This window comes from Rhodococcus sp. NPDC057014, assembly GCF_042673295.1.
Classification (GTDB): Bacteria; Actinomycetota; Actinomycetes; order Mycobacteriales; family Mycobacteriaceae; genus Rhodococcus_F.
The window spans coordinates 1-16830 of the sequence record NZ_JBHUSF010000191.1 but is presented as its reverse complement, the minus strand read 5'-3'; the positions used below and the strand labels follow the sequence as shown (position 1 = coordinate 16830).

Below are 16830 nucleotides of genomic sequence, written 5' to 3'. Positions count from 1 at the left end.
ACCCTGCTCGGCCGCTGGTCCTGACCCGTGAGTACTTGTTAACCGCGGGCGGTTAACAAGTACTCACGGGCGCGACAGCGCATAGGCCTTCAGGTGCGCCACTTGCTCGGGATCGAGTGAGGGGCGCACCTTTTCGCGTGCCTCGGCCACGTCGGCCGCGGTGACGTCGGCGGCGTCGATGTTCCGGCGCATCGCGGCCAGCGCGGCTTCGCGCAGCAACGCCGAGCAGTCGGCGGCCGAGTAGCCGTCGAGATCGTCCGCCAGGGTGTCGAGGTCGACGTCGTCGGCGAGCGGGACCGCCTTGCCGGACGTCCGGAGGATCGCGCGGCGGGCGTCGCCGTCCGGCGGCGGCACGAACACCAGCCGCTCGAGGCGGCCGGGGCGCAGCAACGCCGGGTCGATGAGGTCGGGCCGGTTGGTGGCGCCGACGACCACCACGTCGCGCAGCGGTTCGACACCGTCGAGTTCGGTGAGCAGTGCTGCGACCACCCGATCGGCCACCCCGGAATCGGAACTCTGGCCGCGGCGCGGCGCGAGAGCGTCCACCTCGTCGAGGAAGATCAGCGACGGGGCCGAGTCCCGTGCCCGCTGGAACAGTTCGCGGACCGCCTTCTCGGACGCGCCCACCCACTTGTCCATCAGTTCGGCGCCCTTGACGGCGTGCACACTGAGATGGCCCGAACTGGCCAGCGCCCGAACGAGATACGTCTTGCCGCAGCCGGGCGGGCCGTAGAGCAGCACGCCGCGCGGGGGATCGACTCCCAGCCGGGCGAACGAATCCGGATGCTGCAACGGCCACAGCACCGCCTCGGTCAGGGCCTGCTTGGTCTCCACCATGTCCCCGACATCGTCGAGGGTGACGCTGCCGATCGCGAGTTCCTCGCTACCCGACCGCGACAGTGGGCGGATGACGTCGAGCGCGCCGAGGAGGTCGTCCTGGGTGAGCGCCGGCTCGACGGGTTTCCTGGCCGCGCGGGACGCGGCCCGCAGGGCGGCTTCCCGGCACAGCGCGGCGAGGTCGGCGACGACGAACCCGGGTGTGCGGGCCGCGATCGCGTCGAGGGCGATGCCGTCGCTGGGGACCTTCCGCAGAAGCAGTTCCAGCAGGGCCCGGCGGGTGGAGCCGTCGGGCAGGGTGAGGGCGAGTTCGCGGTCGCACAGGTCCTGCCCGCGCAGCCGGGTGTCGACCGACTCCGGGTGCGCCGACGTCGCGACGAACGCGACCCTGACGGTCTCGACGGCGCCGCGGAGTTGTTCGACGATCAGCGCCGACACCGGTTCCGGAGTGGACGGCAGCAGGGCGTCGATGTCGGTGATCAGCAGGACCCCGCCGCCGCGGATCGCCTCGACGGCCGCGGTGACCCGCTGCAGCCGGGATCCCGCTTCGAGCGCGCCGGCACTCGGCCCGTCGAGTTCGACCATCCGCCGGGACGCGAGAACCGAACGGGCGAGCGTCGCCTTCCCGACACCGGCGGGCCCGGTCACGAGCACGCCCAGATGGGGTGAGGCGCCGAGGGTGCGGAGCAGTTCGGGTTCGTCGAGCGCCAACCCGAGCCACTCGGTGAGTTTCGCCGCCTGGGTGTGGGCGCCGACCAGGTCCTCGACCGGAACCGGGGGCACGTCCTCGGCGGGCCGGACGGGCGGCGCGGGCAGCTGCGACGGGGGCGCGGTCACCGTCGCGCGCACACCCTCACCCCACCCGACCGCGGTGTTGGGTTGCACGCTCACCGGACCACCGGCCGGGTCGACCCCGGTCACGGTGAGCAGTTCGGACGTCCAGGCGACTCCGAACGTCCGGGACAGGGCCTGTGTCGCGGGGGCGGTGCTGGTTCCGGGGCCGAGGTCGCGGGGCAGCAGCGACACCGTGTCGCCGACCGTGAGGACCTTGCCGAGCAGGGCATGACGCAGGGTGACGTCGGAGACGGAGTTGACGGCCAGATTCGAGCCGCTGACCGTCACCGTCTTCCCGCCGTACACCGTCACCGGTGTCACGACGACCGTGCTGTTCTCGGACAGCCCGGCGTTGGACAGCGTGACGTCGTCGAGGAGTGCGGTCCCGGTGGGAGTTCCGGCGGGTGCGCGGCCGGCGACGGCGGCGGTGCGGCGCGCACCGATCAGGGCGATCGCGTCCCACTCGCGCAGACCGAGCGCGGCGAGGGCTTCCGGATGCAGCCGGACCACGCCGCGCCGGGTGTCGGCGGCCGAGGTGTTCAGTCGGACTGTGAGCGCGAGTTCCGGTGAGGTCACGCCGTCGAGCCTACGTGCGGGAGCGACCTACCGGGCCCGGGGACGGCGCAGTCCGAGCCGTGCCGCGGACCGCCTGCCGCGGGCGTCGGGCTGACGCCGGATGGCCCGTCGCTCGGACGGCTTGATGTCCCACGTCTCGGGCCGCGCGGCCACCCACCGCTTCGAGTGGACGGCGAACGGAATGTGCCCGAGGTACACCGCGACGAGGACGATCAGCAGGATGTACGGGTAGGTGACCAGGGCCGCCGCCGCGAGCGCCACGAGGACGAGCAGGCCGGCCGCCATGTGCGGCGGCACGGACACCGTCTTCAGTGCGAGCGTGGGGATCCGGCTGACGATCAGCGCCGCGGAGATCACGGTCCATGCCACGACGACGGGATACGACGACCACCAGCCGTCGCCCCACTGCGCGGCGGCGGCCAGCGGGGTCAGCGCGACCAGCGCACCCGCCGGCGCCGGGACACCCGTGAAGTACTCGTTGGCGTACCCCGGCATGTCGTCCTCGTCGAGGAGCGTGTTGAACCGGGCCAGCCGCAGCACGATGCTCACCGCGTAGATCAGGGCGATGATCCAGCCGAAACTCTGGCCGTCCAGCAGCGTGACATAGAGGACGAGAGCCGGGGCGACGCCGAACGAGATCGAATCGGCGAGCGAATCCAGTTCGGCGCCCATCTTGCTGGTGGCGTCGAGCAGTCGCGCGATCCTCCCGTCGAGCGAGTCGAGGACCGCGGCGGCGCCGATCATGGCCAGCGCCGTTCCCAGATCGCCGTCCAGCGCGAATTTGACGGCGGACAGTCCCGCACACAGCGCGAGGATCGTCACGACACTGGGCAGGAGCCGGACCGCCTGCTGGGGTCGTCCCCTCTTCTGTTTCTTCGCGTTGGCGATCACGGCAGTTGAGCGATGACGGTCTCGGCGCCGATCGTCCGCTGTCCCCGCTCGGCGAGCAGCGTGGTGCCCGCCGGGAAGTACGTGTCGACGCGGGAGCCGAACCGGATCAGGCCGTACGTGTCCCCGATCGGGAGAGTGTCGCCGACCTTGGCGTCGCAGACGATCCGGCGGGCGAGCAGACCGGCGATCTGGACGACGGCGACGTCGTGGCCCTCCGCGGTGTGCAGCAGCATGCTGTTGCGTTCGTTGACCTCGCTGGCGTCGGCGAGGTCGGCGGAGAGGAACTTGCCCGGCCGGTGGACGACCTTTGTCACTTCGCCGCCGACGGGGCTGCGCTGAACGTGCACGTCGAGCACGGACAGGAAGATGCTGACCCGGGGGAGCGGTTCGGTTCCCATGTCGAGTTCGGACGGCGGGACCGCGGAGTCGACGAGCGCGACCTCACCGTCGGCGGGTGCGACTGCGACGCCGACACGGTTCGGCGGAACGCGGTGCGGATGCCGGAAGAAGGCGGCGCAAGCGGCGGCGGAGGTCAGTGCTCCGCGACGGACCCATTTGCGGTTGCGGCCGAGGACGGCCACACCGAGCGGTGCGAGGACGAAGGGCAGCCCGGCCGGGTGCAGGGGCGGAACTGCTCCGCGGACGAGGTCGACGATGTGCCCGACGCTCGTGGCTTGCGGGGTGCCGGGGGGTGTGGGCTTGCGTGCCACGGGCTCCTCTAACTGTGTTCGGACGGACGTGCTGCCTGCGCGCCATCGCGCCGCACCCACAGGTTACGTGAGCGCTTCCGGCTGCAACGGCATCAGGAGAGAGTACGCACTCGCCGGGTCCGGTGTGTGAACGGATCGTGGCCGGATGGCGAGAGGTGTGATGGGTCCACCGACCCGGAACGTCAATTGCTCGCCGGGCAGCGCGTCGACCGCTTCGAGGAGAAAACCGGCGTTCACCTGCACGTGGAAGCGGGCGGTCTGCTCGGCGCCCGGGTGGCCGACGACGATCTCGCCCGACTCGAGAACCCCCAGATCCACCCGGTCGCCTGCGTCCGCGAGGAGTGCGCGCAGGGCCGCCGAGGAGAAGGTCTGCTCGATTCCCGGGTCGCGGGGCGACAGGCTGCGATGGTCGGGGAAGACGCCGTCGACGAGGTCCTTGGTGAGCTGTTCGCGGCCGCAGCGGAGGGTGACGGAGTCGGCGCCCACGACGACGGTCACCGTGTCGTGGCGGCGCAGCAACCCGGCAGCGTCGTCCAGGAACGTGCACGGGACGACCGCGGAGATCGGCTGGTCCGGTGTTTCGAGGAGGGACGCGGCAGCGACCGCCAGCCGGTAGCGGTCGGTGGTGACGAGCCGCACGACGTCGTGATCCGATTCGACGAGGCAGCCGCGCAGCACCGGGAACTCCGAGTCCGCGTCGGCGGCGAACCGCACCGCACCGATCGCGGCGAGGAGATCGGCGGTGCGGACGACGACCCTCCGCGTCCCGTCCGATCGGGCGTCGAGCAGGCGGTGAATCCGCGTCAGTTCACGGCGGGCGTCGTCCAGCCCCTGCTCCAGCCGGCCGAGATGCCGGTCGAGAAGTCCGTGGGCGTCGGTGCCGCCCAGCACGGCCGCCATCTCCTTCACCGGCATCCCCACCCGGCGCATCGCGGCGACGAGGACGGCGGCGTCCACCTGCCGGTCGGTGTACCAGCGGTAACCGGTGCGCGGATCGACCGCGTGCGGGGTGAGCACCCCGGCCTTGTCGTAGAACCGCAGTGCGCTGACCGACAGACCGGACGCGCGGGCGAGTTCACCGATGCTGAGCACGGCCCCCACTCTGCCCCGGCGGTCCGACAGTCGCGTCCAGTTCGGCGCGGAGCCGGGTGACGGCGCCGCGGATCATCCGTCCGTAGCCGTCGTCTGCGAGGTGTTCGCAGCTCTGCGCTGCCCGTTCGAGATGGTGGCGTGCCTGGTACGACTGGCCGAGGGCGTGATGAGCGGCCGCCACGTTGAGGTGCAGCGACGGGTAGAAACCCGCGACCGACAGCGACGAGTGATGCTCCCGCGCGCGGTCGTCGGTCAGCGAGTCGGCGGCGCCGAGGGCTCGCAGGTCCCAGCGCAACTCCTCGGCGGGGTCGGTCTGGACGTCCGCCATGTAGTGGGCCAGCGCGACGACGTGCAGCGGGTCCGGCGCGGTGTCGCCGGAGCCCTGGAGGGCGTCCCACACCTCCGCGAAGATGCGACGGGCGCCCTCCCGGTCACCCGCTACCGCCCGTTCCTGCCCCTGCGCGATCCTCGCCATGACGGCGTCCGGTGTGTCCATGAGGGCCACGCTGAGGCCTCGACCAGGTCGAGGGTCAAGCGGACTACTTGCGCTCGGCGGCCGACTTGATCCGGGCGAGGGTGGTGTTCATGCCGTTGACGAGGTCGACCTCGAAGTCCTCGTTGCCGCCGAGGACGGTCTTGACGAGGAACTGCGACACCTTGGACGTGCCGGTCGGGGCTTCGCGGCGCTCGACGACCTTGGTTCCGCTCGCGGTCGGCTCGAGTTCGTACGACCAGATGGTGCGGTTCTCGAGGATCCGGAAGGCGATGGCCTTGTTGGGCTGGAACTTCACGACCTTCGACGTGGTCGGCCACACGAGGAAGCCCTTGCGGTTGATGTTGACGGTTTTCGTGCCCTCCTCGACGACGCCTCCGAGAACGCGCATCTTGCGGCACTGGGGGCTCCATTCGCCCATCCGCTTCAGATCCGAGACGACTGCCCACACGTCTTGCGGGGTCGCGTCGATGTCGATGCTTGCTTCGAGGGTGGTTGCCATCGGCTGTCTCCAGTCAGGGAAGGTGATACGTAAGGTAACAATTACTTTTGCGTCATGGTAGGCCCTGGGGCCGGAGTGCTGTGCGGTAGGTCACTGAAACCGTGCCCGGACCGCAGTTTTCCAGCATTTCCGCGCGCCTCGTCGAAACCGTGTAACCAAAGGGGCACGATGGGCGATGAGTCAATAGTGCGACGAACTGTCGCCGATGCAATGGTGCGAATTGGAAAGTTGTCGAGTCGGTGTTCGGAAGTGATCGGTAGTGAATGTTCATTCGATCCTGCGGTGGGACCGCAGCCCTCTCCCTCTACTCGAATCAGCCCGATTGCAAGGACGTCCGTCCTCGTGGCCGAGTGAAAAGCTCGAACGTCTGATGACGCCACGCGAAATCGAGGAAGCTCTCCGCGGCCGGTCGTAGACACGGTCGAGGCTCCCGCAATCCCGTCACTCTCCGCCCGGACCCGGGGGAGACTGGGGTTGTGGGAGCCGAAGAGTGCGTCGTGGTCGGAACCGGTGCGGTCGCCGCCGAAGAAGTGATCCGGGTGGCGCGCCACGGCGCGCCGGTGCGGATCTCACGGGACGCGATGTCGGCGATGGCGGAGACCCGCAAGCGCATCGAGGCGCTGGCCGAGGACCCGAAGCCCGTCTACGGGATCTCGACCGGGTTCGGGGCGCTCGCCACCCGGCACATCCCCTTCGCCCTGCGCGCGCAGTTGCAGCGCAGTCTCGTCCGCTCGCACGCCGCCGGAAACGGGCCCGAGGTGGAACGCGAGGTCGTGCGCGCTCTGATGCTGCTGCGGCTGTCGACCCTCGCCACCGGCAGGACCGGCGCCCGGCCGGAAGTCGCGCAGGTCTACGCCTCGCTGCTGTCGGCGGGGATCACGCCCGTGGTGCACGAGTACGGCAGCCTCGGGTGCTCCGGCGATCTGGCGCCGCTGGCCCACGTCGCGCTCGCGGTGATCGGCGAGGGCACGGTGCGGGGCGCGGACGGCGCACTCGTGCCGGCCGCGACAGCGCTGTCCGCCGCCGGCATCGCGCCGGTGGTCCTCGAGGAGAAGGAGGGGCTCGCCCTCATCAACGGCACCGACGGCATGCTCGGCATGCTGCTGCTGGCGTGCGAGGACCTGCACGCGCGGCTGCGGCTGGCCGACGTCACGGCCGCGCTGAGCGTGGAGGGGCTGCTCGGCACCGACAAGGTGTTCGCTCCCGACCTGCAGGCGCTGCGGCCCCATCCCGGCCAGGCCCGTGCCGCCGCGAACATGGTCCGGTTGCTCGCGGGCTCCGAGATCGTGCAGAGCCACGCCAACCCGAGTTGCACCGTGGTGCAGGACGCCTACTCGTTGCGGTGCGCGCCGCAGGTCGCGGGCGCCGCGCGGGACACGCTCGCGCACGCCGAGCAGGTGGCGTCGTGGGAACTGGCGAGCGCCGTCGACAACCCGGTGGTGACACTCGACGGCCGGGTGGAGTCGAACGGCAATTTCCACGGGGCGCCGGTCGGGTACGTGCTGGACTTCCTGGCCATCGTGGTTGCGGACGTCGCGAGCATGAGCGAGCGCCGCACCGACCGGTTCCTCGACGTCGCCCGCAACCACGGGCTGCCGCCGTTCCTGGCCGACGATCCCGGTGTCGACAGCGGCCACATGATCGCGCAGTACACGCAGGCCGCGATCGTGTCCGAACTGAAGCGGCTCGCGGCGCCCGCGAGCGTCGACTCGATTCCGTCGTCGGCGATGCAGGAGGACCACGTGTCGATGGGGTGGTCCGCCGCCCGGAAGCTGCGCCGGGCGATCGACGGGCTCACCCGGGTGCTCGGGATCGAGGCGTTGACGGCCGCTCGCGCGCTCGACCTGCGGGCCCCGCTCGCACCGTCACCCGCGACGGGGGCGGTGCGGGACACGATCCGCCAGCACGTCGCCGGACCGGGAACCGACCGTCACCTCGCGCCGGAGATCGAGGCCGCGGTCGCCCTGGCCGCGTCCGGCGCACTGGTCGCGAGCGCGGAGGCGGTGGTGGGGCGGCTGGACTGACGCCGTTGATGTCGCGAGTCGTGCGAACTACCGTGGACTGCAGGAGATGGTCCGCATGACCCTCGCGGAGTTCGAGACGCGCCGCAAGACCGTCGACACCGACCGTGGGCCGGTCAGCTACCTCGATTCCGGCACCGGGCGGGTGGCGTTCTTCATTCACGGCGTCGGCACGTCCGGTTACCTGTGGCGCAACGTGATCCGTCAACTCGAGGACGAACGCCGGTGCATCGCTCTGGACCTTCCGCTGCACGGTCGGACCCCCGCCGCACCCGATCAGGACTTCACGCTGGGTGCGCTGGCCGACGTCGTCGCGGCCACCTGCGACGCGCTGGGCCTGGAGAAGGTCGACATGGTCGCCAACGACACCGGCGGCGCTCTCGCGCAGATCTACGCCGCCCGGCATCCCGACCGGTTGTCGACGCTGACGCTGACGAACTGCGACACCCGGGACAACGTGCCGCCGAAGGCGTTCCTGCCGGTCGTGTTGCTGGCCAGGGCGGGACTGCTCGCCCGCATTCTGCCGCCCTTGGTGCGGAACGTGACGAGGGCTCGTAAGCTGTTGTACGGCACCGGATATCAGAACGTGCGTTCGCTGCCCGAAGAGGTCGTCGCGGCGTACGTCGAGCCGCTGCTCGGCACCCGCGACCGCGCGTTGCTCTTCCAGCGCTGGATCGCGTCTCTGCATCCGCGCGACCTGCTCGCGGTCGAGTCGGACCTCGCGGCACTCGAGGTGCCCACGCTCATCGTGTGGGGTACCGGGGACCTGTTCTTCCGGACCACGTGGGCCTACCGCCTCCGCGATCTCGTTCCGGGAGCGCGGGAAGTCGTGGAGATCCGGGGCGGCAAGCTGTTCTTCCCCGACGAGCGTTCGCGCGAACTCGTCGTCGAACTGCGCAGATTCTGGGCGGCCCGGTCCTGAGCCGTGCTCAGCGCAGCGGGTCGAAATGCCGCATGACGGAGGGAACCTCGCCGCCGGTCATGGAGTCGGCCATCATGCGCCCGGTCAGCGGACCCAGCGCGATGCCCCACATGCCGTGGCCGCCCGCCACGTGCACACGGGGGGAGCGGGTGGCGCCGACGAGCGGAAGTCCGTCGGTGGTGCAGGGCCGGGATCCGACCCATTCCTCCCGCCGCGATTCCCAGTCGATGCCGGTGAACATGGGCGTCGCGGCCGCGATGATCGCCTGTACCCGGCGCGGGTCGAGAGGTGCGTCGGGACTGCGGAATTCCATCATTCCGGCCACGCGGAAACGGTCGTGCAGTGGGGTGCACGCCACCCGCTGGGTGGGGAAGTAGATCGGGTTCTTCGGCATCTGCTCGGGCTGGACGCTGAAGCTGTACCCGCGGCCGGCCTGCACCAGGGCGCGGACACCGAACGGGCGGGCGAGAGTATTGAGGTGTGCGCCGCCCGCGAGGACGACGGAATCGGCGGTCACCGTGTCGCCGGAAGCCGCGACCAGCCGGACGCCCGACTGCCCCTGATCCAGCACCGTCGCCACGTCGAAGCCGGACCTGATCTCGCCGCCCCGGGCGCGGACCGCGTCGGCGAGCGAATGCACGAAGCGCGGCGGGTCGATGAAACGCTGGTTGCGCAACCGCAGACCGGAGTGCACGCCGTCGCCGAGACTCGGCTCGAGAGAGTGGATCTCGTCCCGGTCGACGCGGTCGTACTCGACCTCGCCGCCCGCGGCCTCGACGTGCCGGAACTCGTCGACGAGCGCTTCCCGGTCCTCGTCCGACTTGAACGCGGTGAGGAACGGGTCGGCCAGGTGCGTGTGCTCCCGCACGCCGCCGTCCGCGAGTTCGTCGTAGGCGCCCAGGGAGATCCGGTTGACCTCGGCGTACACCGTCATCGCGTCCGCCCACCGGGAAGGCGTGCAGTGCCGGGCGAAACCGACGAGGAAACGCACCAGCCGCAGATCGGTCGTGAACGGAACGTAGACCGGCGAGGACGGATTCAGCATCGCGCGCAGGCCGTACCGCAGCACGGCCGGCTCGGGCAGCGGCAGCGTCAACGCCGGTGCGAGCCAGCCCGCATTGCCCCAGGACGCATCCGCCGCGACACCCGTGCGGTCGACGACGGTGACGCGAACGCCACGCTCCTGGAGGAACCACGCCGTGGACAATCCGACGACGCCTGCTCCGACGATCGCGACATGGTCAGGGCGCTGCACTGTGCTCATGACTCCATCATCGGCGGGCGACGGGGCCGCGGCAGTAGCCGTTCGGCCAATCCCGGACAGTGCCCCCTGTGCAATCGGCCAGGGGTCACATGTCGCGCAGTCCCGTCAACTTCAGATGCAGCATCAGGACGAGCCGGGTGTCCGCGTCGGTCAGGTCCACGTCGCACGAATCGACGCAGCGCCGCAGCCGATTCCTCAGCGTGTTGGGGTGCACGTGCAGCGCGCCGGCGGCATCGGCGACGTCGCCGCCGTGCGCGAGGAAGGCGCGGGCCGTGGCGACGAGATCGGTGCCGTGCTGCTCGTCGTGCCGGGTGAGCGCGGCGAGCGGGGTGAGTTCGCCCAGGCCGTCGAAGATGTCGGCGACGCGCAACGCCAGCACGGACGCGAGACTGTCCCGCATCGTCCCGGCGACACCACCGGACCGGGCGTGCTGCAGCGCGGTGAGCACCCGGTCGGCGTCCCCGCGCGACAGGTGTGCCTGGCTGGCCGTCCCCACCTCGCGTCCGACCGCGACGACGAACGTAGCCCCGCTGCGGGCGCGGCCGAGGAAGTCCTCGGCGAGGCGCCGGACATCCTTCTCCGACGCGGCGATGACCACGTAGATGACGTCGCCGAGCTGCGCGGCCACCGAATCGACCGCCAGCGTGTCGAGGTACAGGCCGAGGGAGGCGAGCAGACCGGACGGCAGCGGGCGCCCGATCGCGACGGGGGCGGCCGCCGCGACGGTCAGCCGTCCCTCCAGCCGGAGGTCGTCGGCGGCACGGAAGGCGGGCTCACCGCCGTTGATCAGCGCGCGGACCCGGTCGACCTGCATCCGGCGCGTCACGTCCACCCGTTCCCGCTCCGCCGCGATGTGCTCGGCGACGACCGGGACCGCCGACCGCAGGATCGATTCCTGTTCCGGGGTGGGGGCCGACGTCATCGCCGCCCAGATCGACCCGACCGACCGTCCCGCGTCCCGCACCGCGATCACCGCCCGGGGCGTCATGTTCGGCAGTCCGATGTCCACGTAGAAGACGTCGGTGTCCCGGTGCAGGCGCTCGAAGACGCCCGCGTCCTCGAGAAGTTGCCGGTACTTCCCGGGCACCTGCCGTCCCAGGATGGTCTCGATGCGCGCTTGGTCCACGGCCTGCTCGCCGCTCGAATAGGCCAGGACCGTCGAGTTCTCGTCCTCGATCGTGATCGGGGCGCCGATCAGCTCGGCCAGCGACCCCGCCACCGTGAACAGGTCTTCACCGCGCAGGTCCATGGGTGCGAGCCTAGTGGCCGGGGGCGGTCCGGCCGGGTCTTCGCCGCGGTCCCGTGTCGTCGAGACACGGGCCTTCGGGTCCTGGCGGTGGCCACCCGTCACGGGCATTGTGGGGGTATGGCGGCGACGCAGGGCGGAACCGGAACGATGACCGCGTGGCGCGTGGTCGCTCCGGGGCCCGTCACGGGCCACCCGCTGGAACGGGGCCGCGAGCCGATCCCCGAGCCGGGGCCGGGCGAACTTCTCGTGAAGGTCCTGGCGTGCGGCGTGTGCCGCACCGACCTGCACGTGTCCGAGGGGGACCTTCCCGTGCACCGGCCCGGGGTGATTCCCGGTCACGAGGTGGTGGGGGAGGTTGCCGCACTGGGTGATTCGGTGACCGAATCGTTCGCTGTCGGGGACCGGGTGGGCATCGCCTGGCTGCGGCACACGTGCGGACGGTGCGCGGCCTGCCTGCGCGGCGCGGAGAATCTGTGCAGGCAGTCGCGGTACACGGGGTGGGACGCGGACGGCGGATACGCCGAGTTCGCGACGGTCCCGGCCGACTACGCGCTGCACCTGCCGACGGGGTACACGGACACCGAACTCGCCCCGCTGCTGTGCGCCGGGATCATCGGCTACCGGGCGCTCGAACGGGCCGAGGTCCCTGTCGGCGGCGCGCTGGGCGTCTACGGCTTCGGCGGCAGCGCGCACCTCACCGCCCAGGTCGCGTCGACACGCGGCGCCCGGGTGCACGTCATGACGCGAGGGGCGGAGGCCCGGGCGCTGGCGGGACGACTCGGGGCGACGTCCGTGCAGGGCGTGCGCGACACACCCCCGGAGCCCCTCGACTCCGCGATCCTGTTCGCCCCCGTCGGCGACCTGGTGCCCGTCGCGATGGAGGCGCTCGCCGACGGCGGCACGCTCGCCGTCGCCGGAATCCACCTCACCGACATCCCCGCGCTCGAATACCAGCGGCACCTGTTCCGGGAACGGCAGATCCGCAGCGTCACCGCCAACACCCGTGCGGATTCCGTCGAATTCCTCCGCATCGCAGCGGAACACCGGCTGAGCATCGACACCCACCCGTACCCACTCGACCGCGCCGATCGGGCCCTGAAGGACCTGGCAGGCGGAAAATTCAGCGGTGCAGCAGTTCTCGAGCCGTAGAGGGAGAGAGATATGAGCGAACACGCAGGGGCACCCGTCGTCGTCGGTATCGACGGTTCCCGGGCCGCGCTCGACGCGGCGCGCTGGGCGGCGGGCGCCGCGGTCCGGCTCGGCGCCCCGCTCCTGCTCGCGCACACGTACCCGGACGAGGCCACGTTCTACAACGGCACCGCGATGATGATCGACGCCCAGTTCATCCAGGAACTGCGCGAGGACGGCAACTCGATGCTCGACACCGCGACCGCCGCCGCCCTGCAGGATCAGCCCGGTCTCGCCGTCGAGCGCGACGTCCGATCCGGGACCGCGGCATCCCATCTGATCGAGCTGTCCCGGGCGGCGCGGATCGTCGCGGTCGGCGCGCAGGGCGCGGGTGCGGTCACCGACTATCTCCTCGGATCCACCGTCCTCCGGACGGTCAACCACGCGCACTGCCCGGTCGCGGTGGTCCGGGGAGAGCCTGCGCCGGAATCACCGGACGCCCGCCCGATCGTCGTCGGCGTGGACGGCAGCCAGGTCAGTGAGAAGGCCGTCGAGGAGGCGTTCGCGCTCGCGTCCGCGTTCGGGGTGGGTTTGGACGCAGTGCACGCGTGGAGCGGGGAGAAGCAGCACGGGCTCGCGCATGCATCGAAGTACGTCGACTGGGCCGCATACGAGGAAGCGGAGAAGGCCGTCGTGTCCGAATGCCTCGCCGGCATCCGGGACGAGTACCCCGACGTTCCGGTAACCGAGGTGACGACACAGGGCGCGTCCGCCGACATCCTGCTGCGGCACGCGGCGACCGCGCAACTGCTGGTCGTCGGAAGCCACGGCCGGGGCAAGGTGCTGGGCGCCCTGCTCGGATCCGTCAGCCAGAATCTGGTCCACCACGCTCCCTGTCCCGTCCTCGTCTGCCGGACTCGGCAGTGACGCCGGGATAGGCTCCTGTCATGGCTGGGGTCGAGGGTGTCCTGCTCGATATCGACGGCGTGCTGGTCACTTCGTGGCATCCGATCGACGGCGCCGCCGCCGCGGTGCGGGAGGTGCGCGAGCGCGGACTCGCGTGCGCGTATCTCACCAACACGACGTCGAGGACGTGCGACGAGATCGCCGACGCCCTGCGGTCGGTGGGCATCGAGGCCGACTCCTCCGAGATCGTCACCGCGGCCCGGCTCACCGCCGAGTACGTCCGGTCGACCTACCCCGGGTCGCGGGCCTGGGTCCTCAACAGCGGCGACATCACCGCCGACCTGTCCGGGATCGAACTGGACGACGAGAACCCGGAGGTGGTGATCCTCGGCGGTGCCGGGCCCGAATTCACCCACGACGCACTCAGCCGCGTGGTCGAGCTGATGCTCGACGGCGTCCCCGTCGTCGCGATGCACCGGGGCACCACGTGGGCCGCGCACGACGGGCTGCGCATCGACACGGGCACCTACCTCCCCGGGATGGAGGAGGTCGCGGGAACCAACGTCGTGTCGGTGGGCAAGCCGTCGCTCGCCGCGTTCCTCACCGCCACCGATCTGATGGGCACCGGGCCGGACGTGACGATGATGGTCGGCGACGACCTGACGGGTGACGTCCTGGCCGCGCAGCGGGTGGGACTGACCGGTGTGCTGGTGCGGACGGGCAAGTTCCGTCAGTCGATTCTGGACCTCGCCGCGCAGCGACCCGACCATGTCGTCGACTCCGTCGCGCAGCTGCCGAAGCTCCTCGACGAACTCGCCTGACCGGCGTCCCGGACTAACCGGCCCGGAGCGGGTACTCTCGCGGCGAATCCTCCAATTCGACGTTCCCAGAAGGAGCTTCCATGCTCGCTGTCTCCACCCCCGTCACCTCGACCCCGTCGGCATCGCGTACTCGTATCTCGTCTCTGTTCGGCCGACGGCTGGCACGTGTGGGAGCGGCGATGGCCGTGGGTCTGGGCGTGGCGGCGGGAATCTCGGTGGCCGGCGCAGGCGTCGCCGGTGCCGCCCCCGTCAACTGCGTCTCGCCGCCGTCGGCCAACGACGTCCAGGTGTCGGACACCGCGAGCTGCGGCGCCAAGGCGACCGAGGCCGGCACCGCCCACGCGATGGCCGCGGACAGCGGCACCGCGGTGAGCGTCGCCAACGGGCACAGCGGCGCCACCACGTACGCCAACGGATACGGAACGTCGCTCGGTGCGGCGACGGGCTCGGGTCAGGCGTACGCCGTCTCGCTCGGCGGCGGCATCGCCCGTTCCGGCGCGGCCGACGGCACCACCACCGTCGCGATCGCGGGCTGGGGTTCGGGCGCGACGGCCGACGCGAACGGCGTCGACTGCGTCGGCGCGCTGTCCCTCGCCTTCAACCTGAACACCGGTCAGGTCTGCGCGATGCGCTGATCGCCCCGGCGCAGCGCTTCCGTCCCGACCTTGCACTCACCCAGTTCGAGTGCTAAAAATGCACTTGGCACTCGCCACGGGTGAGTGCCAGGTCGGGACGGTGAGACCGGGAACCACAGACACCCCTGGTCGTCCGTCGCGGGCACCGAACTCGGCCGAAGGCGTAAATGAGGCGACCCGACTAGCGGTCGCCTTGTGTGTCACCCCCAATCCGGAGGATCACTTCGCAATGGCCAAGATCATCGCGTTCGACGAAGAGGCCCGTCGCGGCCTCGAGCGGGGACTCAACGCCCTCGCCGACGCAGTCAAGGTGACGTTGGGCCCCAAGGGTCGCAACGTCGTGCTCGAGAAGAAGTGGGGCGCCCCCACGATCACCAACGATGGCGTGTCCATCGCCAAGGAGATCGAGCTCGAGGACCCCTACGAGAAGATCGGTGCCGAGCTGGTCAAGGAGGTCGCCAAGAAGACTGACGACGTCGCCGGCGACGGAACCACCACCGCTACCGTTCTCGCCCAGGCTCTCGTCCGTGAGGGCCTCCGCAACGTCGCTGCCGGCGCCAACCCGCTGGGTCTGAAGCGCGGCATCGAGAAGGCCGTCGAGGCCGTCACCGTGTCTCTGCTCGAGACCGCCAAGGAGATCGACACCAAGGAGCAGATCGCTGCTACCGCTGGTATCTCCGCAGGCGACCCGTCCATCGGCGAGCTCATCGCCGAGGCCATGGACAAGGTCGGCAAGGAAGGCGTCATCACGGTCGAGGAGTCCAACACCTTCGGCCTGCAGCTCGAGCTCACCGAGGGCATGCGCTTCGACAAGGGCTACATCTCGGCGTACTTCGCCACCGACCCGGAGCGTCAGGAAGCCGTCCTCGAGGACGCGTACATCCTGCTCGTGAGCTCCAAGATCTCCACGGTCAAGGACCTGCTGCCGCTGCTGGAGAAGGTCATCCAGTCCGGCAAGCCGTTGGTCATCATCGCCGAGGACGTCGAGGGCGAAGCCCTGTCCACCCTGGTGGTCAACAAGATCCGTGGCACCTTCAAGTCCGTGGCCGTCAAGGCTCCCGGCTTCGGTGACCGTCGCAAGGCTCAGCTCGCCGACATCGCCATCCTCACCGGTGGCGAGGTCATCAGCGAAGAGGTCGGCCTCTCCCTGGAGACCGCCGGACTCGAGCTGCTCGGCCAGGCACGCAAGGTCGTCATCACCAAGGACGAGACCACCATCGTCGAAGGCGCGGGAGACCCCGAGGCCATCGCCGGTCGCGTGTCCCAGATCCGCGCCGAGATCGAGAACAGCGACTCCGACTACGACCGCGAGAAGCTGCAGGAGCGCCTGGCCAAGCTGGCCGGTGGCGTTGCCGTCATCAAGGCCGGCGCTGCCACCGAGGTGGAGCTCAAGGAGCGCAAGCACCGCATCGAAGATGCCGTGCGCAACGCCAAGGCTGCTGTCGAAGAGGGCATCGTCGCCGGTGGTGGCGTGGCTCTGCTGCAGTCGGCTCCGGCACTGGACGACCTGAAGCTCGAAGGTGACGAGGCCACCGGTGCGAACATCGTTCGCGTCGCCCTCGAAGCACCGCTGAAGCAGATCGCCTTCAACGCGGGCCTCGAGCCCGGCGTCGTTGCCGAGAAGGTTCGCAACCTGCCCGCAGGTCACGGCCTCAACGCCTCGACCAACGAGTACGGCGACCTGCTCGAAGCCGGCATCAACGACCCGGTCAAGGTCACCCGCTCCGCGCTGCAGAACGCAGCGTCCATCGCGGCTCTGTTCCTGACCACCGAGGCCGTCGTCGCCGACAAGCCGGAGAAGGCCGGAGCGCCCGTGGGCGACCCGACCGGCGGCATGGGCGGTATGGACTTCTAAAGGCGGCTACGCCTCCCGTGCGTGGCTGAGGAGTCCTCGGACTCGTCTCCCACGCACGGGCACGAAGTGCTCCGAAAGAGCCCGGGACACCAAC

General features: G+C 70.4%; 15 protein-coding genes. 7 read left to right on the top strand and 8 right to left on the bottom strand.

Features of this window, described 5'->3' with window-relative positions:
• Positions 1-63: 63 nt before the first annotated feature.
• The 6 genes from ACFTZB_RS29225 to ACFTZB_RS29200 all read right to left on the bottom strand — a co-directional run bounded on the left by ACFTZB_RS29225 (position 64) and on the right by ACFTZB_RS29200 (position 5935).
• Positions 64-2247, bottom strand: coding sequence for an AAA family ATPase (locus ACFTZB_RS29225; protein ID WP_378436646.1), 2184 nt, complete (start codon positions 2245-2247; stop codon positions 64-66).
• Positions 2248-2274: 27 nt separating this feature from the next.
• A complete protein-coding gene (gene pssA, locus ACFTZB_RS29220; RefSeq protein ID WP_378436644.1) occupies positions 2275-3138 on the bottom strand; it encodes a CDP-diacylglycerol--serine O-phosphatidyltransferase in 864 nt (287 codons plus the stop codon).
• Positions 3135-3848, bottom strand: coding sequence for a phosphatidylserine decarboxylase (locus ACFTZB_RS29215; RefSeq protein WP_378436642.1), 714 nt, complete (start codon positions 3846-3848; stop codon positions 3135-3137). Before ACFTZB_RS29215 ends, pssA begins: the two co-directional genes overlap by 4 nt.
• A 63-nt stretch (positions 3849-3911) precedes the next feature.
• A complete protein-coding gene (locus ACFTZB_RS29210) occupies positions 3912-4949 on the bottom strand; it encodes a MerR family transcriptional regulator (RefSeq protein ID WP_378436640.1) in 1038 nt (345 codons plus the stop codon).
• A complete protein-coding gene (locus ACFTZB_RS29205; RefSeq protein ID WP_378436637.1) occupies positions 4924-5445 on the bottom strand; it encodes a hypothetical protein in 522 nt (173 codons plus the stop codon). The genes ACFTZB_RS29210 and ACFTZB_RS29205 overlap by 26 nt, the downstream gene beginning before the upstream one ends.
• Before the next feature lie 34 nt (positions 5446-5479).
• Positions 5480-5935, bottom strand: a complete 456-nt coding sequence (locus tag ACFTZB_RS29200) for an SRPBCC family protein (protein WP_378436635.1) — start codon at positions 5933-5935, stop codon at positions 5480-5482.
• 476 nt (positions 5936-6411) lie between these two features.
• Here ACFTZB_RS29200 and hutH point away from each other — a divergent pair, with 476 nt between their 5' ends.
• The gene (hutH, locus tag ACFTZB_RS29195; protein ID WP_378436633.1) at positions 6412-7959 is read left to right on the top strand and encodes a histidine ammonia-lyase; all 1548 of its coding nucleotides are present in this window, start codon (positions 6412-6414) and stop codon (positions 7957-7959) included.
• A gap of 55 nt (positions 7960-8014) precedes the next feature.
• On the top strand, positions 8015-8878 hold the full coding sequence (locus tag ACFTZB_RS29190; RefSeq protein WP_378436631.1) for an alpha/beta fold hydrolase: 864 nt from the start codon (positions 8015-8017) through the stop codon (positions 8876-8878).
• 7 nt (positions 8879-8885) lie between these two features.
• On the opposite strand, the gene ACFTZB_RS29185 is transcribed toward ACFTZB_RS29190, so the two are convergent.
• Together ACFTZB_RS29185 and ACFTZB_RS29180 are read right to left on the bottom strand one after the other, a co-directional pair.
• Positions 8886-10193, bottom strand: a complete 1308-nt coding sequence (locus ACFTZB_RS29185; protein WP_378436651.1) for an NAD(P)/FAD-dependent oxidoreductase — start codon at positions 10191-10193, stop codon at positions 8886-8888.
• A 34-nt stretch (positions 10194-10227) separates the two neighbouring features.
• Positions 10228-11391, bottom strand: a complete 1164-nt coding sequence (locus ACFTZB_RS29180) for a PucR family transcriptional regulator (protein WP_378436629.1) — start codon at positions 11389-11391, stop codon at positions 10228-10230.
• Positions 11392-11538: 147 nt separating this feature from the next.
• Between ACFTZB_RS29180 and ACFTZB_RS29175 the strand changes: the two genes are divergently transcribed.
• From ACFTZB_RS29175 to groL, 5 genes are all read left to right on the top strand, one after another.
• Positions 11539-12540: a zinc-binding alcohol dehydrogenase family protein gene (locus tag ACFTZB_RS29175; protein WP_378436648.1), complete on the top strand. Its 1002-nt coding sequence runs from the start codon at positions 11539-11541 to the stop codon at positions 12538-12540.
• 12 nt (positions 12541-12552) lie between these two features.
• Positions 12553-13446 (top strand): universal stress protein, encoded by an 894-nt coding sequence (locus ACFTZB_RS29170; protein ID WP_378436627.1) that lies wholly within the window; start codon positions 12553-12555, stop codon positions 13444-13446.
• 20 nt (positions 13447-13466) lie between these two features.
• A complete protein-coding gene (locus tag ACFTZB_RS29165) occupies positions 13467-14246 on the top strand; it encodes an HAD-IIA family hydrolase (protein WP_378436624.1) in 780 nt (259 codons plus the stop codon).
• Between the two features lie 80 nt (positions 14247-14326).
• Positions 14327-14881, top strand: a complete 555-nt coding sequence (locus ACFTZB_RS29160; RefSeq protein WP_378436622.1) for a DUF6764 family protein — start codon at positions 14327-14329, stop codon at positions 14879-14881.
• Between the two features lie 229 nt (positions 14882-15110).
• Positions 15111-16736 (top strand): chaperonin GroEL, encoded by a 1626-nt coding sequence (gene groL / locus ACFTZB_RS29155; protein ID WP_012689067.1) that lies wholly within the window; start codon positions 15111-15113, stop codon positions 16734-16736.
• Positions 16737-16830: the final 94 nt, after the last annotated feature.